The sequence below is a fragment of the Deinococcus gobiensis I-0 genome (assembly GCF_000252445.1).
Classification (GTDB): Bacteria; Deinococcota; Deinococci; order Deinococcales; family Deinococcaceae; genus Deinococcus; species Deinococcus gobiensis.
Window position 1 is genome coordinate 2,252,816 of sequence record NC_017790.1, and the last position, 25,054, is coordinate 2,277,869.

The window sequence follows — 25,054 nt, forward strand, 5'->3', positions numbered from 1 at the left end:
AAAGTCACCTTATCCGGAGGAGCGCAGGAGCGGCGCGGCGGCGGGCAGCGGCGACCACCCGGGCGGCCCGGCCGGGCGCACGGTCCCGGTCCGCTCGAAATACTGGCGGCGGGTCAGGACCGGCCCGGCCTCGCCGAGCTGGGCCCGGCCCACGTTCCAGCGCTCGAACAGCACCCGCAGCGCTCCCCCCAGCAGCGCCGCGCCGTACCACGCCTCCACGGGTCCCGAGAAGCGCAGGGTGCGGCCATCCCAGGCCAGATGCGGACAGGACTCGTCGTGGGCGGCCCAGAACATGCCCCCGCCGCCCCCGCCCGCCCAGTCGCCCAGTCGCTGCGCCCGCACGGTCAGGGGCGGCTCGCGGACCTGTTCGTCCCACTGCGGAGCCGCGTGGACCTCGGCGTACAGGGCATAAAGCTCCTGTTGCAGCGCGTGGGCCTGCGCCCGCAGCCGCCCCTCCTCGCGGCCGCTCAGACTGCCGGGCAGGGCGTCGAGGTCGCGGCGCACCTCGCCCAGCCGGGTTTCCAGGCGGCCCAGGCGCTGCCGGGGCGTGGGCGGCGGGGGTGGGGGCGGCGGGTCGCCCTCCAGGCTGCGGGCGGGATCGCCGTACTCGCGCGCGCCCCAGCCGGCGACTTCGCGCAGCTCGCGGTCCTCGATGACCCACAGCCGCGTGGCGACCTCACGCGCGAAGCGGCGGTCGTGCGTCACGATCACGACCGCGCCTGCGTAGGCCTGCACCGCGCCCTCGAGCGCCTGCAGGGCCTCGACGTCGAGGTGGTTGGTCGGCTCGTCGAGCAGCAGGACGTCGGCGCGCAGCGCGCTGACCAGCGCCAGTCCCGCGCGCGCCCGCTCGCCGCCCGAGAGCTGCTCGGGGGTCTTGGGCCAGTCGGCCTCGGTAAAGCCCGCGCGGCCCAGCAGCCCGTTCGTGCGGTTCCCGAAGCGGCGCTCAAACTGCGCGCGCAGGCCCTCGCCCGGCGTCAGGCCGTGCCAGATCTGGTCGAGGCTCGCCACCGTGACCCCGCCCGCGAATTGCAGCGTGGGAGGCGCGGCCTGCTCGGAGGCCGGCGGATCGGGAAAGGTCTCGCCCGACAGCAGGCGCATCAGGGTGGTCTTGCCGGTACCGTTGGCGCCCATCAGGGCCACGCGGTCGCCCTGGCGCAGCTTGAAGCTGGCGTCCGAGAGGATCAACCGTTCACCGTAACTCTTGGAGAGGTGCTCGCCCCAGGCCACCACGCGGGCGCGCGCCGTGCCGGCCAGCAGCCGCATGCGGATCTGGCGCTCGGGCAGCGGCGCCTCGGCGACCTCGACCCGCCCGGCCCGCGTACGCAGCGCCGCCGAACGCCGGCCGCGCAGGTCCAGCCACTCGGCGCTCCCCTCCAGTCGCCCGCGCTCCTGGCCGCTCAGGCGGGCGGCCCGGGCCTGGGTGCGCCGCTCCAGGTCGCGCTGGGCGGCGGCGCGGGTGTAGCCGCCCGGGTACTCGGTGGCCTCGCCGCCCGCGAGCCACAGCGAGCGCCCGGCCACCGCGTCCAGAAAGTCGCGGTCATGGCTGGTGAGCAGCGCGCCGCCCGCGAAGGCCCGCAGTTCGCCCTCCAGCCACTCGCGCATGCGGATGTCGAGGTGGTTGGTCGGCTCGTCGAGGACCAGCAGGTCGGGTTCCTGCGCCAGCGCGAGTGCGAGGGCCAGCCGGGTGCGCTCGCCGCCCGAGAGCGTCGCGGCCTCGCGGCCCTGAAAGCGCGTGAGGTCGAGCATCCCCAGGATGCGCCGCGCCCGCGCCGGCCACGCGTAGGCCTCGGCGGCGTCGAGCCGGGCGTGCAGCGCGCTCCAGGCCGCGAGGCGCTCCGGGTCGCCCAGGTCGGCCTCCAGGGCCAGCAGCTCCTCCTCGGCCTCGCGGTAGGGGTGCGCGGCGTCCACCAGTTCGCGCACGCTGACGCCCGCCGGGTGGGCGTGGTGCTGCGCGAGGACGGCGACGCGCAGGCCCGGCGCGCGCCAGACCTCGCCTTCCTCGGGGCGCAGTTCGCCGGTCAGCACCCGCAGCAGCGTGGTCTTGCCCGCGCCGTTGCGGCCGAGCAGGGCCACGCGCTCGCCCGACGCCACGCTCAGCGACACGTCCGCGAGTACCGGGCGCTCGCCGTAGGTCAGGGAGAGGTGTTCGGCGCGCAGCAGCGTGGACATCAGCAAGGAGGGTAGCAGCCGGGCACGGGGCCGATTCCGGCCCGGCCCCCCATACCGCCCCCACGAATCGTTGAGACTTCCGGGGCCGCCCGGTCGCCCCACTTTCGGCGGCGCGCCGTCCCTGGCCGTGTTATGCAGGGGTATGAAACGCCGCCTCGCCCTCCTTGCCCTGCTGACCCTCGGCGTCGCCTCGGCGCGGCCGAACCCCGACCGCCTGGGTATCTGCTACGTGTTCACGGCGGGCAAGCTGAGCCTGCGCGCGCCCTGCGTGGTCAGCCCCGGCTACGGCGCGGGCGCGCAGTACGTCGCCCTGACCATCGGCACGCGGCAGTACGACGTGGAATTCCCCAACCTCAGGCCCGACCAGCCGCCCACCATCGACGGCCGCGCGGCCCTGTCGTACCGGCGCGACGCGAGCTTCCTGGAGATCCTGAAGGGCCGGCCGGTCGAGGGCGAGGAGTACCTCGACTGCGTCAAGACCCGCGACGGCAAGGCCGACCTGTGTTACACCGTACTGTAGAGGCCAAAAAGAAAACCCCGCACCGGGCGGGGTCGTGCGTGGTGGGCGGTGAGGGATTCGAACCCCCGACCCGTCGCGTGTAAAGCGAAAGCTCTACCGCTGAGCTAACCGCCCCCACCTGCGCAGCTTGCCACTCTAGCGGGCCACGTGGCCGAGCGCAAGCCGCGCCGCCCGGTCCCGGGCGAATCCGCGCGTTCAGGAAGAAACGACCGGCTCGCCGGTCCCCGCCTCGGCCGCCCAGTCGGGCGGAAACTGCACGCCGCCCAGCGCGCGGTTCAGGCCAGAAGCGAGCGAGAGCAGCCGGGCGTCGCTGCCCTCGGGGCCGACGAGCAGCACGCCGCCGGGCCGCCCGCCGCGCGCCAGCGGCACCGGCACCGCCACGCTGGGGTAGCCCGCCCGCGCCGCCTCGGCGTAGCCCCGGATGCCGGGAAACACCACGGCGTCCAGGCCCTGGGCGAACAGCACGTCGAAGCCCTCGGTGCGCGACAGACGCAGGTCGCGTTCACGGGCCTGCCGGTACGCCTTTTCCGAGAGGTCGCCGCGCGTGCCCTGGGCAGCGTGCAGCAGCGTCTGGCCATAGCGCAGGGTCCGCTCCGGGTCGGCGTCGTTGGCCGCGATCACCTCGGCCAGCGAGCGCGGGCCGGCCGTGACCCCGCCCAGGTAGGCGTCGAGGGCCGGCCGGAACTCGTAGACCAGCACCTCCATCCGCCAGCCCCCGGCCCCGGCGGCCCGCGCCGGCCACGCGAAGTCGTGTGGGGCCGCGCCCGCCGCGCGCAGGGTCTTCACGGCCGTCTGAAGGCCCTCCTGCTCGTCGGCGTCCAGGCCCGGCTCGTCGCCGACGATGCCCAGATGTGCGCCGGACAGGGCCTGCGGGTCGAGGACCAGATGCGGCGGCCCGAAGCGGCGGCTGGCTTCGTCGCTCGGGTCCGGCCCGGCGATCACGCCCAGGATCAGCGCGGCGTCACGGGCGCTGCGGGTGATGGGGCCGGCGGTGTCCTGGCTGTGGCTGATGGGCACGATGCCGGTGCGCGGCACGAAGCCCAGCGTGGGCTTGAGGCCGATGACCGCGTTCTCGTGCGCCGGGCTGACGACGCTGCCGCTCGTCTCGGTGCCGATGGCCGCCGCCGCCAGCCGCGCCGCGACCGCCGCGCCGCTGCCCGACGAACTGCCTCCGGTGTCGTAGACCGCGCCGCCCGGCTCGTTCCAGGGATTGACCGTCTGGCCGCCGTGCGAGGAGTACCCGTTGGGCATTCCCAGCGTCATGAAGTTGGCCCACTCGGTCAGGTTGGTCTTGCCCAGGATGACCGCCCCCGCCGCGCGCAGCCGGGCGACGAGCGGCGCGTCCTGCGCGGGCACGTGGGCACGCAGCAGCGCGCTGCCGGCGGTGGTGGGCAGCCCGGCCACGTCGATGTTGTCCTTGATGAGGATGGGCACGCCGTGCAGCGTGCCGCGCGCCCCGGCGGCCAGGGCGTCGAGGGCCTCGGCGTCGGCGGCGGCCTGCGGGTTGACGGCGACCACCGCGCGCAGCCGGGGATTGACGGCCTCCAGCCGGGCGAGGTAGGTCAGCGTCACCTCCAGGCAGGTCAGGTCGCCCCGGCGGGTGGCCGCCGAGAGCGCGCAGACGTCGAGGTCCAGAATCGGGTCGGGCACGGGCAGCGGCATGGGCCCACTCTAGAGCCATCCCCGCCGGGCCGGGCCGCTCCGGGATGGGGTCCAGCGTCGCCGTCCCGCCTGGGGCGCAGCGGGCGCACGTCTACCTCGGGGCGGCCCGGGGGCGCGGCCCGTGCGCTAGCCTGCCCCACATGAGCGTTCCGGCCACGACCCCGCAGGCCACTTCCGACCCCGAGCCGACCGGGCACGGCACCCAGGAGCAGCCCGGCCCGACGGTGGCCTTTCAGGGCAATCCCGGCAGCTACGGCGAGATCGCGGCGCTGAACGCCCTGCCGGTCGTGGGCGAGACGCGCGGCTACCCGACCTTCCACGAGGTCGCCCGCGCGGTCGAGTCGGGCGAGGCCGACTACGGCGTGCTGCCGGTCGAGAACAGCCTGATGGGCGCGATCCTCCAGGCCATCGACCTCCTGAGCGACACCGAGCTGCACGTGACCGGCGAGGTCGTGGTGCGCGTCTCGCACTGCCTGATGGCGCTGCCGGGCGTGGACCTGGGCGACGTCGCGCGCGTCTACAGCCAGCAGCCCGCGCTGGACCAGTGCACCGGCCTCATCCGCAAGCACGGCTGGCAGGCGGTCGCCGCGCACGACACTGCCGGAAGTGCGCGCGACCTCGCCGAACGGGGCGCACGCGACGAGGCCGCCATCGCCAGCCGCCGCGCTGCCGAGCTGTACGGCCTGAACGTGTTGCAGAGCGAGGTCGAGGACGAGCCCTTCAACTTCACCCGCTTCATGACACTGGCCCGCCACGAGCCCGCGCCCAGCGACGCGCCGCACAAGACCAGCCTGGTGTTCGCGGTGCGGCACACGCCGGGCTTCCTGCTCGAAGCGCTGAACGAGCTGCGCGGCCTGAACCTCTCGCGCATCGAGAGCCGGCCCCGCCGCGACCGCGCCTGGAGCTACCTCATCTATGTGGACATCGAGGGCCGCGCCGACGACCCACAGGTGGCCCTGGCCCTGGCCGGCGTACTGCGCAAGGCCAGCTACGCCAAGATCCTGGGCAGCTACCCGGCCGCGACCGGCACCGTGGGCTGAGGGAAGGCCGCGCGGACCCGTAAAGCGCTGACGCAGAAGCTCCGGGGCATTTCCGGAGCGCCTCCGACCCCCGGGCTCAGCGCCGCATTTGCGCCTTCATCCAGGCGGCCATGTCGTTCATGGGCGGCGCGGCCATCGGGGCGAACACGTCGCGCGTAATGTCGGCGGCCGGCCCCAGCGAGTGCCCCAGCCCCGGATAGAGCTTCAGCGTGACCTGGGTGTTTCTGGCGGCCCGCAGCGCCGCGTCCAGTTGGATAGCGTACCGGGCATTGACGTTGCCGTCGTTCTCGCCCTGGAGGATCAGCACCGGCATCCGCAGCCTGGAGGCCAGTTCGCCCAGGGGGGGCAGGCTGGTGGCCGGGGCATACAGCGGCGAGGCCGCCATCAGGAGCCGGTAGAACTCCACGATTCTGGGCGCGACCTCGGCCCGCAGGTCCAGTCGCCCGTCGCCGTCGGTGTCCAGAATGCCCGCCAGTTTGGGCTGCTGCGGCGTGCTGTCGCGGTCGAGGAGCAGCGCCGCCTGCGACTTCGCCAGGGGGCTGCCCGGCCCGCCCAGCGCTGCCAGGACGCCCTTCAGGTCGATCTTGCCGTTCTGGGCATAGGGGGTCAGGTAGGCCAGCCCGGTGGCAGCGAACTGGTCGGCGAAGGTCTCGGCGAAACCGTCCACGACCGGCCCCTGCACGATCAGCCCGCGTGCCCCGACCTCCTGGGCCAGCGACGCGGCCACGACGCTGCCCTCGCTCCAGCCGTAGACGAACACCGGCCCCGCCGCGACTCCCGGCTGGCGACGGGCCACGTCCAGCGCCGTGCGCGCGTCGGCCAGCAGGTCGCGCATGCTCAGGGCGGCGTACCCCGCCTGGGCGGCCTGGGCGGTCGCCGGGTCGAAGCTCTGGGCGGCGTAGCGCTTGTCGTAGCGCATGACCGCGAAGCCCTGCGCGGCGAGGCGGCGGGCCAGCGCGCCCAGCGACCCCTGGACCACGCTGCCGGGCACGGCGTAGCTACCGTCGCGGTCCTCGGGGCCGGTGCCCTGGATGAGCAGCACGAGCGGGGCCGGGGCCGCGCCGGGGGGCAGCAGCAGTTCGGCGCGGCTGGGCACGCCGCCCAGGTCCAGGGTCAGGGTGCGGGCCGCCACGTCTGCGGCGTGCGCGGTCCCGAGGGCCAGCGAGAACATCAGGGGAAGGAGCCGTCTCATGGGCAGACCGTAGGCCTTACCCTGCTTCCCATGAAAGGCCTTCAGGGAAGCTGCCTCCCACCCGGCACCCGGACGGTGCTGGACGCCGCCCAGGCTGCCGTCGTGACCGACCGGACCGAACTGCGCCGCCTGGCCCCGTTCATGCGCGGCGAGTGCACCGTGTCGCAGGCCGCCGCCGCGCTGGGCCTGGGCCTGACCCCGACCTTCAAGCTCGTGCAGCGTTACCTGCGCCTGGGCCTGCTGAGCGAGAGCCGCCGCGAGGCGCGGGCTGGGCGGGCGCTGCGGCACTACCGCGCGCCGGGCGCCTTTTACGTCCCCTTTCACGTGCGGCCCTTCGAGCAGATGGGCGAGGCCAACCGGGGCGCGGGGCTGCGGGCCTTCGAGCACAACCTGGAACGGGCCATGCACACCCGCACCTGGGCGGGCTGGGGCAGCCTGAGCTGCTTTACCCCGGCCGGAGACGTGTACTACGAATTCGTCTCCGAGTCGGGCGAGGTCTGGGAGCCGCTGGCGCAGGGCGCCCCGCTGATCCTGGCGGGCTGGAACCGCGTCACCCTGAGCGTCGACGAGGCCCGCACCCTGCAGCGTCAGCTCGTCGCGCTGCTCCGCCCCTACCTGAACCGCCCGGGAACGGGCGAGCCGTATCAGGTCGGCATCTTCCTGACCCCCGACCGGCCCTAGAACCGCAGGCCAGCGCGCGGCCGAGCGTAGGCTGGGGCCATGCGCCATTACCTGCTGACGTACCGTTTCCGCTACGCCGACCACGCCGAGCGCCGCGTGCCGCACCGGGGGGCGCACCTCGCCCATGCCCGGGCCGCCGCCGAACGCGGAGAGCTACTGCTGGGCGGCGCGCTCGCCGACCCGATGGACGGGGCCGTCCTGCTGTTCCGCGCCGAGGGGCCGCAGCCTGCGCGGGCCTTCGCCGAGGCCGACCCCTACGTGCAGGCGGGACTGGTCGAGTCGTGGGACGTGCGGGAATGGACGACGGTGGTGGGCGAGGGCGCGGCGCACAGGGTCTGAGCATGGATGGGGGACGGGGTCGCCCGTTGCTGGTTCTCGATCTGGATGAGACGCTTTGGCATGGTCAGGCCACCGGGGCGGGGATCGGCTTCGCCCTGCGTCCCTGCCTGGGCAAATTTCTGTATGGCGTGGCCGGGCCGTACGACCTCGCCGTCTGGACTTCGGCCAGCGAAGACTGGATGCGGGCCGGGTTGGCCGCCGTGAGGGCCGCGACCGGCTTCGACCTCGCAGGCCGGGCCGTTTTTCTCTGGGACCGCTCCCGCTGTTCGCTTCGGCGACTGGAAGACGGAGACTTCGGGTGGCACAAACCGGCCCGCAAGTTCCGGGCCGGCTGGATTCGGTCGAAATATCCCCGGACCCGCATCCCGGCGCTCGACGATCTGGCCTCCAACTACGCCGCCGGGTACGGCCACCTGATCAGGATCGAGGCCTGGACAGGGGCCCCGGAGGACCGGGAGTTGCGGCGTCTGGCACGGTATCTCGCTTCCATCGTCCACGAGGCCGATCTCCGGGCAGTCGAGAAACGTGGCTGGGCCAGCCGCACGCCGTCAGAGGACTAAACCACCCCCACTTTCTCCCCGCGCGGCCCGCGCTATCCTCTGCCCTATCGCGCCCCCACGGCGCGGTCATCCAGAGGCGTCCGAGGGAATTTTCCGGCCCGGCGACGACGCGGCAACCGGCCCACATTTCGGCAGCGGTGCCCCCGGAAAAGTGCCTGTGTGGGTGCGCCGACGATGGCGCGAGCGGGCACGATGGCCCAGCCCGATGGAGCTGCCGAAGGCGCGACTCGACGCGCGAAGACGTTTCCAGGCCGCCCAGCGCGGCCAGATTCATAGGGGTAGACGTGACGACGCACAAGACCCGCCCGGACATCCGTACCGAGGCGCACCGCCGTATCCTGATTCTCGACGGGGCCTGGGGCACGCAGCTTCAGCGTGCGGGCCTCACCGAAGCCGACTTCCGCTGGGACGGGGCCGACCCCCTGCGGATGTACCGGGGCAACTTCGACCTGCTGCAACTGACCAGGCCCGACGTGATCCGGCAGGTCCACCGCGACTATTTCGCGGCGGGCGCGGACATCGCCAGCACGAACACCTTCAACTCGACGACCATCTCGCAGGCCGACTACGGCACGGAAGCCCTGGCCTTCGCCATGAACGAGGCCGGAGCCCGGCTGGCGCGCGAGGTGGCCGACGAGTTCACGGCCCGGGACGGCAAACCGCGCTGGGTGGCGGGCAGCGTGGGGCCGACCAACCGCACCGCGACCCTGTCGCCGGATGTCGAGCGCCCCGAGTTCCGCAACGTGACCTACGACGATCTGGTCGAGGCCTATACCAGCGCCGTGCGCGGCCTGATGGCGGGCGGGGCCGACCTGATCCTGCTGGAGACCGTGTTCGACACGCTGAATGCCAAGGCGGCGCTGTTCGCCTGCGACGAAGCCTTCGCCGCCGAGGGCCGCCGCCTGCCCGTGATGCTCTCGGGGACGATCACCGACGCCTCGGGGCGCACGCTGAGCGGACAGACGCCCGAAGCGTTTGCGGTCAGCACCGAGCACGCCCACCTGTTCTCGCTGGGGCTGAACTGCGCGCTCGGGGCCGACCTGCTGCGCCCCCACCTGCGGGCCATCGCGGCGAACACGGGCGCGCTGGTCTCGGTCCACCCGAACGCGGGCCTGCCCAACGCCTTCGGGGAGTACGACGAGACGCCCGAACACACGGCTTCGGTGCTGGCCGACTTCGCGCGCGAGGGGCTGGTGAACATCGTGGGGGGTTGCTGCGGCACCACGCCCGAGCACATCCGCGCGATTGCCGACGCCATGAGCGCCCTGCCGCCGCGCACCGCCCCCGAGCGCACGCCGTACCTGCGCCTGAGCGGCCTGGAGGCCTTCACCCTCACGCCCGAGACCAACTTCGTGAACGTGGGCGAGCGCACCAACGTGACGGGCAGCCCCAAATTCGCGCAGGCGATCCTGGCCGGGGACTACGACGCGGGCCTCAAGATCGCGCGCCAGCAGGTCACGAACGGGGCGCAGGTCGTGGACATCAATTTCGACGAGGGAATGCTCGACGGCGAGGCCGCGATGGTCAAGTTCCTGAACCTGCTCGCCGGAGAGCCGGACATCAGCCGCGTGCCGCTGATGCTGGACAGCTCCAAGTGGGAGATTCTGGAAGCGGGCCTCAAGCGCGTGCAGGGCAAGGCCATCGTCAACTCGATTTCCCTCAAGGACGGCGAGGAGAAGTTCCTGGAGCGCGCGCGGCGGCTGCGGCGCTACGGGGCGGCGGCGGTGGTCATGGCCTTCGACGAGCGCGGACAGGCCGACAACCTCCAGCGCCGCCAGGAGATCACCGCGCGCGCGTACAAACTGCTCACCGAACAGGCCGACTTCCCGCCGCAGGACATCATCTTCGACCCGAACGTGCTGACCGTGGCGACGGGCATCGAGGAGCACGACCGCTACGCGCTGGATTTCATCGAGGCGACGCGCTGGATCAAGGCGAACCTGCCGGGCGCGCTCGTGTCGGGCGGGATTTCCAACGTGAGCTTCAGCTTCCGGGGCAACAACCACGTGCGCGAGGCGATGCACGCGGTGTTCCTGTACCACGCGATCCGCGCGGGGCTGGACATGGGCATCGTGAACGCGGGGATGCTGGCCGTGTACGCCGATATCGAACCCGAGCTGCGCGACGCGGTCGAGGACGTGATCCTGGCCCGGCGACCCGACGCGACCGAGCGGCTGCTGACGCTGGCGGATCAGTACAAGGGCATCAAGCGCGAGGCCGCCGCCCAGAGCGCGTGGCGTGAGCAGCCCGTGGCGCAGCGGCTGACGCACGCGCTCGTGCAGGGCATCACCGACCATGTCGAGGCCGACGCCGAGGAGGCCTACCGCGAACTCGGCTCGCCGCTCGCGGTCATCGAGGGGCCGCTGATGGACGGCATGAACGTGGTGGGCGACCTCTTCGGCGCGGGCCAGATGTTCCTGCCGCAGGTCGTCAAGTCGGCGCGCGTGATGAAGCGGGCGGTGGCCTACCTCACGCCCTACATGGAGGCCGAGCAGCAGGAGAGCGGCGGCAAGGGCAAGGTGCTGCTGGCGACCGTGAAGGGCGACGTCCACGACATCGGCAAGAACATCGTGGGCGTGGTGCTGGCCTGCAACGGCTATCAGGTGACCGACCTGGGCGTGATGGTGCCGACCGAGAAGGTGCTCGACGAGGCGCAGCGCATCGGCGCGGACGTGATCGGCCTCTCGGGCCTCATCACCCCCAGCCTCGACGAGATGGTGGGCGTGGCCCGCGAGATGACGCGCCGGGGCATGACACAGCCCCTCCTCATCGGCGGCGCGACGACCAGCCGCGCCCACACGGCGGTCAAGATTGACCCGGCCTACGAGGGCACGGTGGTCCACGTGCTCGACGCCAGCCGCGCCGTGACGACCACCTCCGACCTGCTGGCCGACGAGGCGGGCTACCGCGAGCGGATAAGAGGCGAGTACGACGCCCTGCGCGAGCGCCACGGCGGGCGGCAGGTGCGCCTCATTTCCATCGCGGAGGCGCGCGAGCGTGCGCCGCAGCTCGCGGCCCCCACGCCACCCGCGCCCCGGCAGCCGGGCCGGCAGGTGATCGAGCAGCCGATTGCGGGGCTGCTGGACTACATCGACTGGACGCCCTTTTTCATCGCCTGGGAGATGAAGGGCATCTACCCCAACATTCTGACCGACCCCCTGCGCGGTGAGGAGGCCCGCAAGCTATTCGCGGACGCCCAGGCGCTGCTGCGGCGCGTGGTGGACGAGGGGCTGATGCAGGCGCGCGGCGTGATCGGGCTGTGGCCCGCGCACCGTGAAGGCGACGACATCGTGCTGGAGCCGCTGGCCCAGGCCGAAACCCTCGACCACCGCACCCACGAGATCGCCGCCGGGCGCGAACGCCTGCCCCACCGCACACGCCTGCATACCCTGCGGCAGCAGCGCGAGCAGGGCACGCCGAACGTGGCCCTGGCCGACTATGTCGCGGAGGGGGCCGACCACATCGGCGCGTTCGCGGTCGCCATCCACGGGGCGGAGGAGTTGGCCCGGGCGTTCGAGGCCGCGCACGACGACTACAACTCGATTCTGGTCAAGGCCGTGGCCGACCGGCTGGCCGAGGCCTTCGCCGAGAAGCTGCACCGCGACGTGCGCCGGAACCACTGGGGCTATGCGCCGGACGAGACGCTGGACAACGCCGACCTCATCCGCGAGCGCTACGACGGCATCCGCCCCGCGCCGGGCTACCCCGCGCAGCCCGACCACACCGAGAAGCGCACCCTGTTCGCGCTGCTGGACGCCGGAGAGGTGGGCCTGAGCCTCACCGACTCGTGCGCGATGCTGCCCGCCGCCGCCGTCTCGGGGCTGTACTTCGCGCACCCCGAGGCCCGCTACTTCGCCGTGGGCCGCATCGGCAAGGATCAGGTCGAGGACTACGCCGCGCGCAAGGGCTGGGCCCTGGAGGAAGCCGAGCGCTGGCTGGGGCCGCTGCTGGCCTACGACCCGGCCGCCGCGCCGCCGCCCGCCGAGGTATCCGTTTCCGGAGGGGCGGCGTGACCCGCATCTCGCTGGAACTCGTGCCGCGCAGCCGCTCGGGCCTGCGCGCCGAACTTGACACCGTGCGCGAGCATTTTCCCGGCGTGGACACGGTGAATGTGCCCGACCTCACGCGCTTTTCCACCCGCTCGTGGGAGGGGTGCGCCTTCGCGCGGCCGCACCTGCGGGCCATTCCGCACATCCGGGCCATCGACCTCAATCCCAAAGAGCCGCTGCCCATGTCGGGCCTGCTGCTGGCGCACGAGATCGACGAGGTGCTGATCGTGACCGGGGACGCCCCCAGCGACATGAACCGCCGCGTATACAACGTGGACGCCGAGGCCGCCATCCGCCGGTTCCGGCGCGAGCTGCCGCACGTGCGCGTGTACGCGGGCCTGGACCCCTACCGCCAGTCCTTCGCCCGCGAGCGCGACTACCTGGAGCGCAAGCTGGAGGCGGGCGCGGTGGGCTTCTTCTCGCAGCCCTTCTTCGACCTGCGGCTGATGGACACCTACGCCGACCTGCTGCCCGAGGGCGCGGAGATGTGGTGGGGCGTGACCAACGTGACCACCGAGGGCTCGGCCAACTACTGGGCGTCGCGCAACAACGCCGTGTTTCCGCGTTCCTTCGACCTCTCGCTGGAATGGAACCGCAAACTGGCGGGAGACGCTCTGCACTTTGCCCGCGACCGGGGCCAGCACGTGTATTTCCAGCCGATCCGCACGGACCTGCGCGAGTATCTGGAAGGGATTCTGTAACGGGGGCTGGAGCGCTGGCCGTTCAGTTTTCCGGCTGAATGGCGGGCCCGGGCAGGGGGACCCGGGTCCACCGCAACAGGACGCCGAAGGTGCCGCAGCGGTCCTCGCGGGGCACAGTCAGCGTTGCTCCAGCCACGCGGTAACGCTGCTTGTTGCTGGAGATGCCGTGTACCCGGTCGCCCCGCACTTCTGCCGGACCACACCCGCCGCGCGGCGGCGTGGGCAGTGCCGGGGTCAGTATGCGCCCGTCCTGTGCGCTGATCACCCGCCCGCTCAGCGCCGAGCCGTCGCGGAGGAACGGTGCGGACGGCGGCACGCTGTCGTAGTCCACGAGCAATACCTTGCCGTCTGCGACGCCTGCCACGTCCACGAGACCCTTGGCCAGGGTGCGCCCGCTGTCCAGGCGCAGGAGCAGGGTGGCCGAGTTGGTGACGGCGCCACTCTGAATCGAGAGCAGATTCACCAACCCCTCCCCCCGCCCCAGCGCCTGCGGCACCAGCACGCCCGAGCCGTATGTCTTCCAGAGCGTGCGGCCGGTCCGGCGGTCCCGGGCCAGGACCAGCGCCGAAAGCCGTTCATCCTGCCGGCCCGCCGTGATGATCTGGACGTTGCCGTCGCTGTAGCTGTTCTGCCGGGCGTAGCCGACCGGCAGCGGAGCACCGACCAGGGGCGCCGTGTCCTGCCGGGCCTGGACAGTCGCGCAGAGCGGGGCGATCACCCCTAGAGCGAGCACCCCCCGGCGCATTACGAGTTGTCCACGACCACCGTGAAGCTCTTGCTGACCTTGCCCTTCGCGGGCACGTCCACCTTGAGGGTCGCGGTGCCCTGGTTCTGTACGGGCGCGGCGTTGTCGATGATCACGCGGCGGCCCCCCACGCGCTCGGTGATCTCGGCACGCACGGCGCGCGCCTTGCTGCTCTCCAGGGCGTAGGTGACCTTGTAGGTCGTGCGCGTCACGTTGCCCTCGGCATTCTTGACCTGGGTCACGGTCTGGACGGTGCGGCTGTACTCGACGTCCGGGTCGTTGCCCAGCGAGAACTCGACCTGGCCGCCCTGGCGCGTCTCACCGATGTTCGTCTGCCCGACGATGCGGCCGTCCTCACGCACCGTCATCTGGCCGCCGGGCAGGCGCTGGTCGGCCTTGAAGCGGTAGAAACGGTTCAGGGTGCCGTCCTGCGTGCCGGTGCCGAAGTAGGTGTTCAGGCCCACGAAGCGCTCGAAGGTGCTCAGTTTGGGCGTCAGGAAGGGCAGCGTCACCACGCTGTTGGCCGGCAGCGTGAAGGGCGTGGTCAGGGCGTAGCGGTACAGGCCGCGCAGGTCACCCTGGCTCTCGATCTTGGAGGCGGCCATCGGCGCGGCGACGGCCCGGCTGACTGCGCCGTCGAACATGGCTTCCTGCGCCAGCGGCGTGCCCTGCACCTCCACGTCCCCGGCGTACAGCTCGGTGGCCTTCACGTCGTAGGGCTGCTCGGTCGTGTTGCGGATGTCGGCCAGGGCCGAGAGGGACGCGCCGCCGTCCCCGGCCTGCAGGGTGTAACGCGGCGACCAGCTCACGGCGCGGGTCAGGTAGCTCAGGGTACCGCTGCCCGCAGCGGGCAGGCTGAACACGAGCGTCTGGGTGGCGGCCTGGGCATTGACGGGCGGAGCCTCGGTGAATTGCAGGTCCTCGAAACGCACCGTGAAGAAGCGGCCCGCCGCGTCCTTGACCAGCAGGTCGCGGGCGCGCACCAGGGTCACGGCCTCGGGGGCCTTGCCGTCGCGCACGAGGTACACCGTCTTGCCTTCGAGCCCCGTGAGCCAGTTGGCCTGCTGGCTCTGCACCGCCTGCGTGAAGGGCAGGCCTTCGAGCGACAGGCTGCCCGACAGGACGCTGCCCCAGGTGTCCTGCGGCAGGGTGACGTTCAGGGTGGTGCCCGTGCTCTGCACCGGCTGGCGCACTTCGGAGAAGCTGGGGTAGATGCGGAGGTCGGCGGCCTGGGCCATGCCCGCGCCCAACATCAGGGCGCTCATCACGATTCGGTTCATGCCCCTATGCTGCGGGGGCCGCGTTTATGAGACGTGAGAACGCGCGTCAGACGGCGAACAGCTCTGATGTGCCCGTCAGGAAAGTGGCTGGGCCCGGTGGCTGTTCGGTGGCTTTGCCGTACCCCCCCGCCTGCCGCGCGACCCGGGAATCCGGAAAATCGGTCCTGCCCCGACCCGGGGCCGTTCATGTCCGCCACACCCCGCCGTAGCTCTACCGCTCGGCCGGGTGACGCAAGCGGCGGCCCAGCCGAACATCCGTCTGCGGGACCGGCACGGACGGCAGCATTCCCCTTCCGGCCTCTCCTCCGGGAGCGGACGGAAAGCTCGACCGGGCCCTGCGGCCCTGCAGAATGGGATCTGAAGAATGGGATGCATGCCCCGCACGGGCTGGACCGGATACCGGCCTGTCCCGCGCCACTCTGAGATTCGCCACTCCACAGGTCGGCACGGTTCTGGGCGCTCCGGCCACCGACCGTTCCCGGAGTGGACCCGGAACCGACCGGCTTTCACGCCGGGCTGCGCCGCTGGATCACACCGGCGGGGTGAGCGACCCTGGCAACCTTCTGCGGGACTGTCGCCCAGAATCCTCTGGACGTGCCGGAGCGCAGACCCGAACCGCCGTCCAGGCTGCGCCCCCGACCCACCGGCGGCTACTTCTTGGCCGCCTCGATCAGTGCGGGCACGATCTGGGTGATGTCGCCCACGATGCCGTAGTCGGCCACCTTGAAGATGGGGGCCTCGGCGTCCTTGTTGATCGCCACGATGTACTTGCTCTTGCCCATCCCCGAGAGATGCTGCACCGCGCCCGAAACCCCCAGCGCGATGTAAGCCCCCGGCTGCACGGTCTTGCCGGTCTGACCCACCTGCTCGGCGTAGGGCCGCCAGCCCGCGTCCACGACCGCGCGGGTCGCGCCCACGCCCGCCCCGATGCGGTCGGCCAGTCCCTCGACGTAGGTCGAGAAGTTCTCGGGGCTGCCCACCCCGCGCCCGCCCGTCACGATCACGTCGGCTTCCGAGAGCGCCACGCGGCTCGTCTTCTCGACGCTCTTGCCGGTCACCTCCACGCGGGGGGCAGGCAGGTCGAGTTCCACGTCGTACTGCTCGCCCGCGCCCGCAGCGGCGGCCGCCGGAGCGAAGGAGCCGGGCTTGACCGTCACCACGATCACGCCGCCTTCGGCCTCGACCGTTTCGGTGACGCGGGCGAGGAAGGTGTAGCGCTGGGCCTGCACCGCCGCGCCGTTCATCCCGAGCCGGGTGGCGTCTTCGAGGTACGGCGCGTCAAGTTTCACGGCCACGCGCGGGGCGTACTCGCGGCCCGACCGGCTGCCGCCGATGACGACCAGGTTCGCCTCGCCTTCCTGCGCGATCTGCGCGGCGGCGGCGGCCCAGAGTTCGGGGTTGTAGGTGGCGAGCGCCGGCAGGTCGGCCACGAGAACCTGTTCGGCGTACCCCGCGGCCTCGGTGGCGACGCCCGCCACGTTCTGCCCCAGGACCAGCAGGGTGATGGGGCCTTCGCGGCCCGCGCCGGCCACGTCGCGCGCGGCCGTGACCATTTCCAGGGTGGACTTGGCGAGCTTGCCGCCCGCGTGTTCAGCAACGATCAGAATCATGCCATCTCCTCCTTTACGCCAGGACCTTGGCTTCGCTGCGCAGCAGTTCGAGCAGCTGCTCGGCGGCGGCCTGGGGGTCTTTGCCGTCGATCATGCGGTTCAGGCGCGCGCGGGTCTGGATCTCGGCGTTCACCGTGCGCACGCGCGGCTGCACGCCGTAGGTCTCCAGGCTGTCCTTGCGCAGCTCCTTCTTCTTGGCCTTCATGATGTTGGGCAGCGTGGGGTAGCGCGGCTCGTTCAGGCCCTGCTGCGTGGTCACGACGGCGGGCAGCGGCGCGCGGAAGCTCTCGTTGCCCTCGTCCACGTCGTGGCGGCCGGTGATGGCCTCGCCCTCGACCTTCAGCTCATTGGTCCAGGTGAGCTGCGGCCAGCCCAGGCGCTCGGCCGTCGCCGCGCCCAGCGCCTGCGAGTCCCAGTCGGCTTCCTGCCCGCCGACCAGGATCAGCGTGGCGTTTTCGGCCTGAGCGACCTGCGCGACCACGCGGCTCAGGCTCACGGCATCCACCTTCTCGGTCGTCTCGACGTGAATGGCGCGGTCCACGCCCATCGCCAGGGCGGTGCGCAGGGCGTCCTCGTTGCGCTGCGGGCCGACGGCCAGCGCGATGATCTGCTCGACGCCCGCGCCGTTCTCGCGCAGGCGCAGGGCCTCTTCCACACCGTATTCGTCCATGCCGTCGATGACCAGGGTGGTGCCGTCGAGGTCCACGGCCTGTCCGGCCACCTTCACGCGCGCTTCGGCGTCCGGAACCTGCCGGACGAGGGTCAGAATGTTCATGCATCCTCCATGGGGCCGCCGGGGCGGCCTGGGTGTAGCGTATTGGACTCGGTGCAATTTTAGCGCCCTGTCCAGCCATTTTCCAGTCGCCACAGCATAGGGCGCGGCCCCGGCCCCCGCAGCGCCTGACGCTGGGCTGTCGGCTTTCTCAAGACGCCATGTGACCCTTCATGAGCCGCTCTCATGTTCAGGCCCGAGGGTAGAAGGCATGAAGAAGGCCCTGATCGTCGCCGCCATCGCCGCCGCCACCAGTTCCGCCAGCGCGCAGTTCGTCTCCGGCTCGTCCCTCAACGGGGTCGAGCTCGGCCTGAGCGCCGGCTACGCCTCGGGCCTGTCGGGCGGCGCCTTCGTCCACGTGCCCAATGTCGCCGGTCCGGTCGGCCTCCGTGCCAGCGTGGACTACGTGCGCCCCTCGGACGCCCTGCGCGACGATGTGGACGTGGGCGCGGGCACTGGCCTGACGCTGGGCACCTTCGGCAGCTTCAAGGGGCGGGGTCAGGCGACCGAGAGCGGCAGCCAGACCATGCTGGGCCTGGACGGCACCTACAGCCTGGGCGAGATCGCGCCGGGCGTGGACGCGACCGCTTACGCCGGGGGCCGCTACGGCCGCTTCAGCGCCACCGAGACCTACGCGGGCAGCAACGCCAACAGCCAGACCACCACGACCAACGCCTTCGGCATCGGCGCGGGCGCGATGGTGAGCTACGCGCTCGCCGGCAACATCAGCCTGTTCGGCGACCTGGGCCTGGACCACTACTTCCCCTCGACGCTGAGCAACGGCACCGACGCGGGCACTTATGCCCCCGGCGAGGCCGGCTACAACGACGTGCGCAGCCGCTTCGCCTTCCCCGGCACGGTGGTCAAGGCCAAGATCGGCGTCAAGCTCAGCTACTGAGCCCCGCTTCCAGCTTCCCCCTGCCCCTGCGGGCGGGGGGACTCTTTCGTTTCCAGCAGCGCGCGGAGCTGCTCGAAGGCCGCCACGACGCGCGGAAAGCCCAGGTAGGGCACGCAGAAGAGCAGCGCTTCCCGGACCTCCTGCTCGGTCGCCCCGGCCCGCAGCGCGCCGCGCAGGTGGGTGCGCAGTTCGGGCGGGCTGCCCAGCGAGGTCAGCAGCGCACAGGCCATCAGTTCCCGGGTCTTGAGATCAAGGCCGGGACGCTCGTACACGGTGTCGTAGGCGAAGTCGCGCACATAGGCCATCAGGTCGGGGTCCAGCGCCGCGAGCCGGGCCAGGATACGGTCTTCCTGCGCGCCGAAGACGGCCTGCCGCGCGCTGGGCCGCGCCGGCCCCGGGATGGATTCGGGAGAGTCGCTCATGGGCAGCAGGCTAGAGCAGCGCCGGGCCAGGGCCGCGCCGGGATGGTGCGGCGGCGCGCCCGGGCGCATACTCCAGGCCGACCCCCAACCCACACAGGCCCGGGCGGCCCCCACAGGAGAACGCATGACCGACGGCGCAGCGCACGAATCCATGTTCACCATCGAGGCCACGCCCGTGAAGTTCGGCGCGGGCGCGGCGCACGACGCCGGCTGGGAGATGAGGCGGCTGGGCGGCCAGCGAGTCTTCGTGGTGGTGGACCCGGAAGTCCTGGCGCGGGGCGTGGCACGACCCGTCCTCGACTCGCTGGCGGCGGCGGGACTCGACACCGTCCTGTACAGCGAGGTCGAGACCGAACCGGGCCTCGCGGCCCTGGAACGGGCCGTCGCGGCGGCGCGGGAGGCCCGGCCCGACGCCTTCGTGGCGATCGGGGGCGGCAGCGCCATCGACACGGCGAAGGTGGCGAACCTGCTCTACACCCACGGCGGCGACATCATGGACTACGTGAACCCCCCGGTCGGGCGCGGCCTCAAGCCTCCCTCGCCGCTGCGGCCCCTGCTCGCGGTGCCGACCACGGCGGGCAGCGGGTCGGAGGCGACCACCGTGGCGATCCTCGACCTGCCGGACCTCAAGATCAAGACCGGCATCAGCCACCGCGCCCTGCGCCCGGCACAGGCCCTCGTCGATCCCGAACTGTCGCGCGCCGCGCCGGGCGCGGTGATCGCCTCGGCGGGGCTGGACGTGGTGTGCCACGCCGCCGAGAGCTTCCTGAGCCGCCCCTACACCTCCCGCCCCCGCCCCACCAGCCCGGACGAGCGCCCGCCCTATCAGGGCAGCAACCCGGTCGCGGACCTGTGGTCGGCGCAGGCGCTGCGTTACGGCGGACAGTACCTGCGCCGCGCGGTCGCCAGCGGCGACGACACCGAGGCGCGCGGCCTGATGATGCTCAGCGCGACGATGGCGGGGGTGGGCTTCGGGTCGGCGGGCGTGCACATCCCGCACGCCTGCGCCTACCCGCTCGCCGGCCTGCGACACACGTACCGCGACCCTGGCTACCCGGGCGACAAGAACTTCGTGCCCCACGGCTTCAGCGTCATCGTGACCGCGCCGGCCGCCTTCCGCTTCACCTTCGACGCCGACCCCGCCAAACACCTTCAGGCGGCCACCTGTCTGACCGGCCGGAGCTACGCGCCGGACGACCGCGACGCGCTGCCCCGCGCCCTGCTGGAGCTGATGCGCGATGTCGGCGCGCCCAGCGGCGTGGCGGCCCTGGGCTACGGCGAACCGGACATCCCGGCCCTGATCGACGGCGCCCTCAAGCAGCAGCGGCTGCTGGCCGTGGCCCCGAAACAGCCCAGCCGGGACGACCTGGAGCGCATCTTCCGCGAGTCGCTGCACAACTGGTGAGCCGGGCAAAGCGGGCGGGGAACAGAAAAGCCCCGGCCCTCCGAACAGTGCGTTCGGAGGGCCGGGGCTGCGCGGCGGATGCCCCCGGCTTACTTCTTGAGCGCCTTGAGCACCGCCGGGGTCAGGTCGGTGGCCGAGCTGTTGGCGTAGACCACCAGTTTGCTGCGGGCGGCGACCTGCTGGTCGAGCACCACGCCGAAACCGCTGCTCTTGGCGACGCTGGCGATGGCCCCGTCGAGCTTGCTGCTCAGCGGCTTGAAGGCGGCCGAGAGCCGGGTGGCGTAGCCCTTCTGCACGTTGGCGAAGTCCTGCTGCGCCTTTTGCAGGGCGGCGCGGTCGGCGGCCGCGCGGGTGCGGGTGGCCTTGGCGGCCAGCGTCTGGATGGTCTGCTCGCGCTTGCCCAGGTCGGCGTCCACGTTCTTGCGCAGCGAGAGGTAGGCGGCGCTGCCGGACATGCCCGCCACGAGCTGCTGCACGTTGACGAAGCCCACGCGGCTGCGCGACTGCTGGGCGTGCGGCACGGTGAGCAGCAGGGCCAGGGGAAGAAGGATCAGAAAGCGTTTCATGGATGGTCCTTTCGCGCCCCGGCGACACGAACAGGCCCCCGTGACGACACCGGGGGCCGGGGGGCGTCGGCCGAGCTTACTTGACGTTCTTCTTGACGGCTTCGGTCACGTCGGTGGCGGTGTCGGCGTAGACCACCAGGCCGCTCTGCTGGGCGATCGAGCGGTCCATGATCACGCTGAAGCCGTTGGCCTTGGCGTAGCTCGACAGCGCGGCGTCCACCGAGGTCTCGATGGGGCCGGCCTTGGCCTTCATCTGGTCGTCGTAGGTCTTGAGCTGCGCGTTGTAGGTGGTCACAAGCTGCGCGCGCTTGTCCTTGTCGGCGGCGGTGGCGGCCGTCCCCTTGGCGTCGATGTCCTTGATCTGCTTGTCGAGCGTGCCGAGGTCACCCTGGAACTTGGTCTGAAGGGCCTTGACGTCCTTGTCGTTCGGGTGCGCGGCGAACAGCTGGTCCACGTTCACGAAGCCCACCTTCTGGGGGGTGGTCTGCGCGTGCGGGGCCAGGGTGCCCAGGCCAAACGCGGCAGCGATGGCGAGCGGGGCGAGCGCCTTGGGGGTCATCTTCATGGCAGGCACCGTAGCACACGCTTTTCTGAGCCGAATGAAGGCTTTTTCGCGCCGTTCACATCTGCCGTCATCTGCCGGTCAGCCCCGGGCGGCCGGGGGCAGGGGGACAGGTCGCCTCCCCTACAGGCCCTAGACTGGGGCCATGCTCGTACGCGACTGGATGACCGCCGAGCCGGTCACCATTACCCCGGATACGCCCGTCATGGACGCCCTGAAGATCGTCAAGGAACATCATTTCCGGCGGCTGCCGGTCGTGGAGGGGGGCGAACTCGTCGGCATCACGACCCGCAAGGACCTCAAGGACGCGATGCCCAGCAAGGCGACCACCCTGAGCGTCTGGGAGCTGAACTACCTGCTGAGCAAACTGACGGTGGCCGAGATCATGGCCCGGCCCGTAATCACCGCGCAGGAAGACGAGTATATGGAAGACGCCGCGCTGCGGATGCAGGACCACCACATCGGCGGGCTGCCGGTGCTGGACGCCTCGGGGCGGCTGAGCGGCATCATCACGACCATGGACATCCTGCGGGCCTTCACAGGCATCCTGGGCATGAAGGAGGGCGGCCACCGCCTGACCATCGACATGCCCGACGTGCCCGGCAGCCTGGAGCGCGCCACCCGCGCCGTGCTGCCCAGCAACATCATCAGCGTGGCGAGCTACGACACCGACAGCGCGAGCGGCAACCGGCGCTTCGTGCTGCGCGTGAACGGCGACGGCGTGCGCGACGTGCGGCGACGGGTACGCGAGTCGGGCATCACCGTCCTGGACTGAGTACAGGGCTGGACCGACCCACGGGGCGGGAAGAAGTGGAGAGACGGCGGTCTTGGGCCGCTCTCCCCTTTCGCCACCCGCTCCGGGCTATGACCCGGCCCACTGCCCACTTTCTGCCTACTTCAGCGCCTGCCAGGCCGCCTGCACGGCCACGCCACGCTCGAAACGGTGGCCCAGCGCGGCGAAGGCGTCTTCCAGGATGCCGGCGATGCCCAGGGCGTCGTAGCGGTCGGCGTAGCCCATCGTCGAGACGCGGAACACGGTGTCCTCGTGCGGGGCCTGTCCGGGCAGGGCGCGCTGGCCCATCGCGGCGAGCTGCGCGGCCACCCGCCGGCCGGTGAGGGGCGCGGGCGGGGTCAGCACGGCGACGGCGGGGCTGGTGCGCGCGGCCCAGGCCGGGGCCCCCAGGGCGGTCCCGGCGGCGATCAGGGCGTCGGTCTTGCGGCGCTGCTCGGCCCACAGCACCTCCAGCGGCACGGCGGTCAGGCGCTCCAGGGCGGTGCTCAGGGCGTAGATGAGGTTGATGGCGGGGGTCTGCGGGGTGTTGCCCGCCTTCTGGCCGGCGAGTTCGCGCGTCATGTCGAGGTAGAAGCCGTGCGGCGTGTCCTTGATCATGCGGGTCTGCACCTCGGGCGAGAACAGCACGAAGCCCAGGCCGGGCGGGGTCGCGGTGCCCTTCTGGCTGCCCGAGACGATCACGTCCACACCCCAGGCGGCGGGGCGCAGCTCGGCGACGCCGTAGCTGGTGATGCAGTCGGCGATGACGATCAGGTCGGGGTTGTGCGCCTTGGCCGCCTTGGCGATGGCCTCCAGGTCGTGCAGCGCCCCGGTGCTCGTCTCGCTGTGGGTGATCAGGAGGGTGTGGGCGTCCCTGGCGGCGTCGGCGACCTCCTGGGGGTCGAGCAGTTCGCCCCAGGGCCGCGCGACGATCTGGGTGTCGTAGCCGAAGCGCCGAGCCATCTCGCCCCAGCGCTCGCTGAACTTGCCCGCCTGGGCGTTGACCACCTTCGCGCCGGGCGGCGTGGTGCTCACCAGCGCGCCCTCGAAGGCCCCGGTGCCGCTCGTCGTGGTGATCACGGCGTCGTAGGGGTCGCCCAGCAGCTGCGCGAGCTGCGCGCGGGCCTCCATCAGCTTCTCGATGCCCTCGGGCGCGCGGTGGTGCATCTGGGGCCGGGCGAGCTGCGCCAGCACGTCGGGCGCGACTTCGACCGGCCCCGGCGCGATCAGGCGGTGACGGTTCAGGGGCGTGAAGTCGGGCACGCTGGGCGCGGCGGGCCGGGCGGGGGCAACGTCGGTCATGCCCCAGGGTAGCCGAGGCGGCGGCGCGGCGCGGGGGCCGGTCTGAACCTCTGTGCCCCGCGCCGCCCCGATACCGGCCATCCGGCGTATTGCCCCCATCTTCCCCGCCGCGCTCTGCTGGGCCGCGTGACCGACGCCCCTGCCCTGCCCGCCGGAGGCTTCAATGCCCAGGTGCCCGAATTCGACGTGTTCGACCTGCCGGCCAGCCTGGACTTCTGGTGCGGGGCGCTGGGTTTCGGCGTGGCCTACGCGCGCCCCGGCTTCGCATATCTGGAACGGGAGGGCGCGCAGGTCATGCTTCAGGCGATGTCGGGCGAGTGGGACACCGGGCCGCTGGAATACCCGCTGGGGCGCGGCCTGAATGTCGAGATCGGCGTGTCCAGCCTGACGCCCATCGTGGAGGCGCTGGTCGGGCGCGGCTGGCCGCTGTTTCGCCCGGTGCGCGAGCGCTGGCGGGTGACGGGCGACCGCCAGACCGGCAACCGCGAGTTTCTGGTGCAGGACCCCAACGGCTACCTGCTGCGCTTTTCCGAGGCTCTGGGCGAGCGCCCGGCCGCCAAGAACAGTCCCTGAGCCCCGTTCAGCGCGGCGCGATGGGCAGAATCCGCACGCCGCCCTGGCCGTCCCCGCCCAGCAGCGAGGTGCCGTCGGGGCTGAGGAACTCGGGGTAGCCGTCGGCGATGCGGGTCAGCGTGCCCACCGTGCGGCCCGAGGAGGCGTCGCGCAGTTCCAGCCAGTCGCGGCCCAGCCCGTCGGTCGCCAGCCCGCGCACGAGCACCCGGCGGCCGTCCATGCTGAAGCCCAGCGTACCTGCCGAGCCGCTCAGGTACGCGGGCGGCGTGACCTCGCGCCCGGTGGCGAGGCTGACCAGTCGCCCACGCGACCCCAGAAACCCCAGGCTGTCGGGCGAGAAGGTGCCCACCCCCACCCCGCTCAGGGTGGTTTTGAGGTCGCCGGTCCGGGCGTCGAAGATCCGGGTGCGAATCTGCCCCCGGAACATCGGCGCGAACAGGCGGCTGTCGGGGCTGAACAGCAGGGCGGCGGGTTCGCTGCGGTTCTCGCTCTGGATGGTGGCGATGCGCTTGCCCGCCTGCCAGTCCCAGAGCTGCGCGTAGCCGTTGCGGTTGCCCGCCGCCAGCCGCATGCCGTCGCGGCTCAGGGCGAGGCTCTGCGTGCCGTCCAGGCCGCCCGAGCGCACCGTCCAGCCGCCCGGGGCCAGCGGTTGCGGGCCGCGCGTGGCCCCGCCCTGCACCGTCGAGAGGATGGCGACCCGGCCCTCGCGGGTCTGGGGGTCCGGGGTCAGCGCGGCGGCCAGCCAGCGCCCGTCGCCGCTCAGGGCCGGGGGCACGCGCAGGTCGGTCTCACTGGGCAACCACAGTTCGCGCCGCAGCTCGCCGGTCGAGGCATCGAGCAGCCGCACGTGCAGCGAATACTGCCCGCGCACGGCGACCAGCCCGGCCAGGGCCGGAGCGGGGGCCGCCGCTGTGGCCGGGACCGAGGTGGGGGCGGGGACCGGGCTGCCCGGCTGGGCCGCGCCTCCGGGGGCCGGCGGCGCGGTGTCCTGCGCCACCCCGAGGATGAGCAGGGGATCGGGCGCGATGCGAGTTTCGACCTGGGCGGACGCGACCGTCAGCAGGGCGGCCAGAACGGTACTGAGCGCGGCTTTCATCGGGCCTCAAGGTAGCGGCCCCGGCGGGGCGGCGGGTGTGACGCCCCCCCGCGCCCCCACCCCTGCTCCTTCTTCCTCCGCGCGCGGAGCCCGGCCAGGGTAGGCTGACAGGCATGTCGCCTCGCCTCGACCGCGCCG

23 protein-coding genes and 1 tRNA gene are annotated in these 25,054 nt (G+C 72.1%); 11 read left to right on the forward strand and 13 right to left on the reverse strand.

Going from position 1 to position 25,054, the window contains the following annotated elements:
- Nucleotides 1–9: 9 nt before the first annotated feature.
- Nucleotides 10–2,169, reverse strand: a complete 2,160-nt coding sequence (locus DGO_RS10665) for an ABC-F family ATP-binding cassette domain-containing protein (RefSeq protein WP_014685527.1) — start codon at nt 2,167–2,169, stop codon at nt 10–12.
- A gap of 142 nt (nt 2,170–2,311) precedes the next feature.
- Here DGO_RS10665 and DGO_RS10670 point away from each other — a divergent pair, with 142 nt between their 5' ends.
- Nucleotides 2,312–2,689, forward strand: a complete 378-nt coding sequence (locus DGO_RS10670) for a hypothetical protein (RefSeq protein ID WP_014685528.1) — start codon at nt 2,312–2,314, stop codon at nt 2,687–2,689.
- 39 nt (nt 2,690–2,728) lie between these two features.
- Here the strand turns inward: DGO_RS10670 and DGO_RS10675 are convergent.
- Together DGO_RS10675 and DGO_RS10680 are read right to left on the reverse strand one after the other, a co-directional pair.
- Nucleotides 2,729–2,803 (reverse strand) — tRNA-Val (locus tag DGO_RS10675).
- A gap of 81 nt (nt 2,804–2,884) precedes the next feature.
- Nucleotides 2,885–4,351 (reverse strand): amidase family protein, encoded by a 1,467-nt coding sequence (locus DGO_RS10680; protein WP_050920781.1) that lies wholly within the window; start codon nt 4,349–4,351, stop codon nt 2,885–2,887.
- 140 nt (nt 4,352–4,491) lie between these two features.
- On the opposite strand from DGO_RS10680, the gene DGO_RS10685 reads away from it, so the two are divergent.
- Nucleotides 4,492–5,391: a prephenate dehydratase gene (locus tag DGO_RS10685; protein ID WP_014685530.1), complete on the forward strand. Its 900-nt coding sequence runs from the start codon at nt 4,492–4,494 to the stop codon at nt 5,389–5,391.
- Between the two features lie 76 nt (nt 5,392–5,467).
- On the opposite strand, the gene DGO_RS10690 is transcribed toward DGO_RS10685, so the two are convergent.
- Nucleotides 5,468–6,583: an alpha/beta hydrolase family protein gene (locus DGO_RS10690; protein WP_145975307.1), complete on the reverse strand. Its 1,116-nt coding sequence runs from the start codon at nt 6,581–6,583 to the stop codon at nt 5,468–5,470.
- Nucleotides 6,584–6,613: 30 nt separating this feature from the next.
- On the opposite strand from DGO_RS10690, the gene DGO_RS10695 reads away from it, so the two are divergent.
- From DGO_RS10695 to DGO_RS10715, 5 genes are all read left to right on the forward strand, one after another.
- On the forward strand, nt 6,614–7,264 hold the full coding sequence (locus DGO_RS10695; RefSeq protein ID WP_226991344.1) for a hypothetical protein: 651 nt from the start codon (nt 6,614–6,616) through the stop codon (nt 7,262–7,264).
- A gap of 39 nt (nt 7,265–7,303) precedes the next feature.
- Nucleotides 7,304–7,603 (forward strand): YciI-like protein, encoded by a 300-nt coding sequence (locus tag DGO_RS10700; RefSeq protein ID WP_043802045.1) that lies wholly within the window; start codon nt 7,304–7,306, stop codon nt 7,601–7,603.
- A 26-nt stretch (nt 7,604–7,629) separates the two neighbouring features.
- Nucleotides 7,630–8,163 carry an HAD family hydrolase gene (locus tag DGO_RS10705; protein ID WP_014685534.1) on the forward strand — a complete coding sequence of 178 codons (534 nt, stop codon included), beginning with the start codon at nt 7,630–7,632 and terminating at the stop codon, nt 8,161–8,163.
- A gap of 284 nt (nt 8,164–8,447) precedes the next feature.
- On the forward strand, nt 8,448–12,176 hold the full coding sequence (gene metH / locus DGO_RS10710; RefSeq protein ID WP_043802048.1) for a methionine synthase: 3,729 nt from the start codon (nt 8,448–8,450) through the stop codon (nt 12,174–12,176).
- Nucleotides 12,173–12,913, forward strand: coding sequence for a methylenetetrahydrofolate reductase (locus DGO_RS10715; RefSeq protein WP_014685537.1), 741 nt, complete (start codon nt 12,173–12,175; stop codon nt 12,911–12,913). The genes metH and DGO_RS10715 overlap by 4 nt, the downstream gene beginning before the upstream one ends.
- A 22-nt stretch (nt 12,914–12,935) precedes the next feature.
- Here the strand turns inward: DGO_RS10715 and DGO_RS10720 are convergent, their stop codons facing one another.
- From DGO_RS10720 to DGO_RS10735, 4 genes are all read right to left on the reverse strand, one after another.
- On the reverse strand, nt 12,936–13,631 hold the full coding sequence (locus tag DGO_RS10720) for a hypothetical protein (RefSeq protein ID WP_050920782.1): 696 nt from the start codon (nt 13,629–13,631) through the stop codon (nt 12,936–12,938).
- 26 nt (nt 13,632–13,657) lie between these two features.
- Nucleotides 13,658–14,938, reverse strand: a complete 1,281-nt coding sequence (locus tag DGO_RS10725; protein ID WP_014685539.1) for a DUF4139 domain-containing protein — start codon at nt 14,936–14,938, stop codon at nt 13,658–13,660.
- A 650-nt stretch (nt 14,939–15,588) separates the two neighbouring features.
- Complete coding sequence (locus DGO_RS10730; protein WP_014685540.1) at nt 15,589–16,548, reverse strand: electron transfer flavoprotein subunit alpha/FixB family protein; 960 nt, start codon at nt 16,546–16,548, stop codon at nt 15,589–15,591.
- A 13-nt stretch (nt 16,549–16,561) separates the two neighbouring features.
- Nucleotides 16,562–17,323, reverse strand: a complete 762-nt coding sequence (locus DGO_RS10735) for an electron transfer flavoprotein subunit beta/FixA family protein (RefSeq protein ID WP_014685541.1) — start codon at nt 17,321–17,323, stop codon at nt 16,562–16,564.
- A gap of 208 nt (nt 17,324–17,531) precedes the next feature.
- Here DGO_RS10735 and DGO_RS10740 point away from each other — a divergent pair, with 208 nt between their 5' ends.
- Complete coding sequence (locus DGO_RS10740; protein WP_043802055.1) at nt 17,532–18,218, forward strand: hypothetical protein; 687 nt, start codon at nt 17,532–17,534, stop codon at nt 18,216–18,218.
- On the opposite strand, the gene DGO_RS10745 is transcribed toward DGO_RS10740, so the two are convergent.
- Complete coding sequence (locus DGO_RS10745) at nt 18,212–18,640, reverse strand: carboxymuconolactone decarboxylase family protein (protein WP_014685543.1); 429 nt, start codon at nt 18,638–18,640, stop codon at nt 18,212–18,214. The two genes, DGO_RS10740 and DGO_RS10745, sit on opposite strands and share 7 nt — an antisense overlap.
- 124 nt (nt 18,641–18,764) lie before the next feature.
- Here DGO_RS10745 and DGO_RS10750 point away from each other — a divergent pair, with 124 nt between their 5' ends.
- Nucleotides 18,765–20,045, forward strand: coding sequence for a hydroxyacid-oxoacid transhydrogenase (locus DGO_RS10750; RefSeq protein WP_014685544.1), 1,281 nt, complete (start codon nt 18,765–18,767; stop codon nt 20,043–20,045).
- 89 nt (nt 20,046–20,134) lie between these two features.
- On the opposite strand, the gene DGO_RS10755 is transcribed toward DGO_RS10750, so the two are convergent.
- Nucleotides 20,135–20,611 carry an OmpH/Skp family outer membrane protein gene (locus DGO_RS10755; protein ID WP_014685545.1) on the reverse strand — a complete coding sequence of 159 codons (477 nt, stop codon included), beginning with the start codon at nt 20,609–20,611 and terminating at the stop codon, nt 20,135–20,137.
- A 76-nt stretch (nt 20,612–20,687) separates the two neighbouring features.
- Nucleotides 20,688–21,176, reverse strand: coding sequence for an OmpH family outer membrane protein (locus tag DGO_RS10760; protein ID WP_043802059.1), 489 nt, complete (start codon nt 21,174–21,176; stop codon nt 20,688–20,690).
- Between the two features lie 142 nt (nt 21,177–21,318).
- Between DGO_RS10760 and DGO_RS10765 the strand changes: the two genes are divergently transcribed.
- The gene (locus tag DGO_RS10765) at nt 21,319–21,948 is read left to right on the forward strand and encodes a CBS domain-containing protein (RefSeq protein ID WP_014685547.1); all 630 of its coding nucleotides are present in this window, start codon (nt 21,319–21,321) and stop codon (nt 21,946–21,948) included.
- A 117-nt stretch (nt 21,949–22,065) separates the two neighbouring features.
- On the opposite strand, the gene DGO_RS10770 is transcribed toward DGO_RS10765, so the two are convergent.
- Complete coding sequence (locus DGO_RS10770) at nt 22,066–23,247, reverse strand: aminotransferase class V-fold PLP-dependent enzyme (RefSeq protein WP_043802064.1); 1,182 nt, start codon at nt 23,245–23,247, stop codon at nt 22,066–22,068.
- Nucleotides 23,248–23,373: 126 nt separating this feature from the next.
- Between DGO_RS10770 and DGO_RS10775 the strand changes: the two genes are divergently transcribed.
- Nucleotides 23,374–23,820 carry a bleomycin resistance protein gene (locus DGO_RS10775; protein ID WP_226991345.1) on the forward strand — a complete coding sequence of 149 codons (447 nt, stop codon included), beginning with the start codon at nt 23,374–23,376 and terminating at the stop codon, nt 23,818–23,820.
- Nucleotides 23,821–23,827: 7 nt separating this feature from the next.
- Here DGO_RS10775 and DGO_RS10780 read toward each other — a convergent pair whose 3' ends face one another.
- Nucleotides 23,828–24,916 carry a WD40 repeat domain-containing protein gene (locus DGO_RS10780; protein ID WP_014685550.1) on the reverse strand — a complete coding sequence of 363 codons (1,089 nt, stop codon included), beginning with the start codon at nt 24,914–24,916 and terminating at the stop codon, nt 23,828–23,830.
- Nucleotides 24,917–25,054: the final 138 nt, after the last annotated feature.

Bases quoted from the DNA above. Each gene is read 5' to 3' on its own strand.
- DGO_RS10665 (WP_014685527.1), bottom strand. From the start codon at position 2,169: ATGTCCACGCTGCTGCGCGCCGAACACCTCTCCCTGACCTACGGCGAG.
- DGO_RS10670 (WP_014685528.1), top strand. From the start codon at position 2,312: ATGAAACGCCGCCTCGCCCTCCTTGCCCTGCTGACCCTCGGCGTCGCC.
- DGO_RS10680 (WP_050920781.1), bottom strand. From the start codon at position 4,351: ATGCCGCTGCCCGTGCCCGACCCGATTCTGGACCTCGACGTCTGCGCG.
- DGO_RS10685 (WP_014685530.1), top strand. From the start codon at position 4,492: ATGAGCGTTCCGGCCACGACCCCGCAGGCCACTTCCGACCCCGAGCCG.
- DGO_RS10690 (WP_145975307.1), bottom strand. From the start codon at position 6,583: ATGAGACGGCTCCTTCCCCTGATGTTCTCGCTGGCCCTCGGGACCGCG.
- DGO_RS10695 (WP_226991344.1), top strand. From the start codon at position 6,614: ATGAAAGGCCTTCAGGGAAGCTGCCTCCCACCCGGCACCCGGACGGTG.
- DGO_RS10700 (WP_043802045.1), top strand. From the start codon at position 7,304: ATGCGCCATTACCTGCTGACGTACCGTTTCCGCTACGCCGACCACGCC.
- DGO_RS10725 (WP_014685539.1), bottom strand. From the start codon at position 14,938: ATGAACCGAATCGTGATGAGCGCCCTGATGTTGGGCGCGGGCATGGCC.
- DGO_RS10730 (WP_014685540.1), bottom strand. From the start codon at position 16,548: ATGATTCTGATCGTTGCTGAACACGCGGGCGGCAAGCTCGCCAAGTCC.
- DGO_RS10735 (WP_014685541.1), bottom strand. From the start codon at position 17,323: ATGAACATTCTGACCCTCGTCCGGCAGGTTCCGGACGCCGAAGCGCGC.
- DGO_RS10740 (WP_043802055.1), top strand. From the start codon at position 17,532: ATGAAGAAGGCCCTGATCGTCGCCGCCATCGCCGCCGCCACCAGTTCC.
- DGO_RS10745 (WP_014685543.1), bottom strand. From the start codon at position 18,640: ATGAGCGACTCTCCCGAATCCATCCCGGGGCCGGCGCGGCCCAGCGCG.
- DGO_RS10750 (WP_014685544.1), top strand. From the start codon at position 18,765: ATGACCGACGGCGCAGCGCACGAATCCATGTTCACCATCGAGGCCACG.
- DGO_RS10755 (WP_014685545.1), bottom strand. From the start codon at position 20,611: ATGAAACGCTTTCTGATCCTTCTTCCCCTGGCCCTGCTGCTCACCGTG.
- DGO_RS10760 (WP_043802059.1), bottom strand. From the start codon at position 21,176: ATGAAGATGACCCCCAAGGCGCTCGCCCCGCTCGCCATCGCTGCCGCG.
- DGO_RS10765 (WP_014685547.1), top strand. From the start codon at position 21,319: ATGCTCGTACGCGACTGGATGACCGCCGAGCCGGTCACCATTACCCCG.
- DGO_RS10770 (WP_043802064.1), bottom strand. From the start codon at position 23,247: ATGACCGACGTTGCCCCCGCCCGGCCCGCCGCGCCCAGCGTGCCCGAC.
- DGO_RS10780 (WP_014685550.1), bottom strand. From the start codon at position 24,916: ATGAAAGCCGCGCTCAGTACCGTTCTGGCCGCCCTGCTGACGGTCGCG.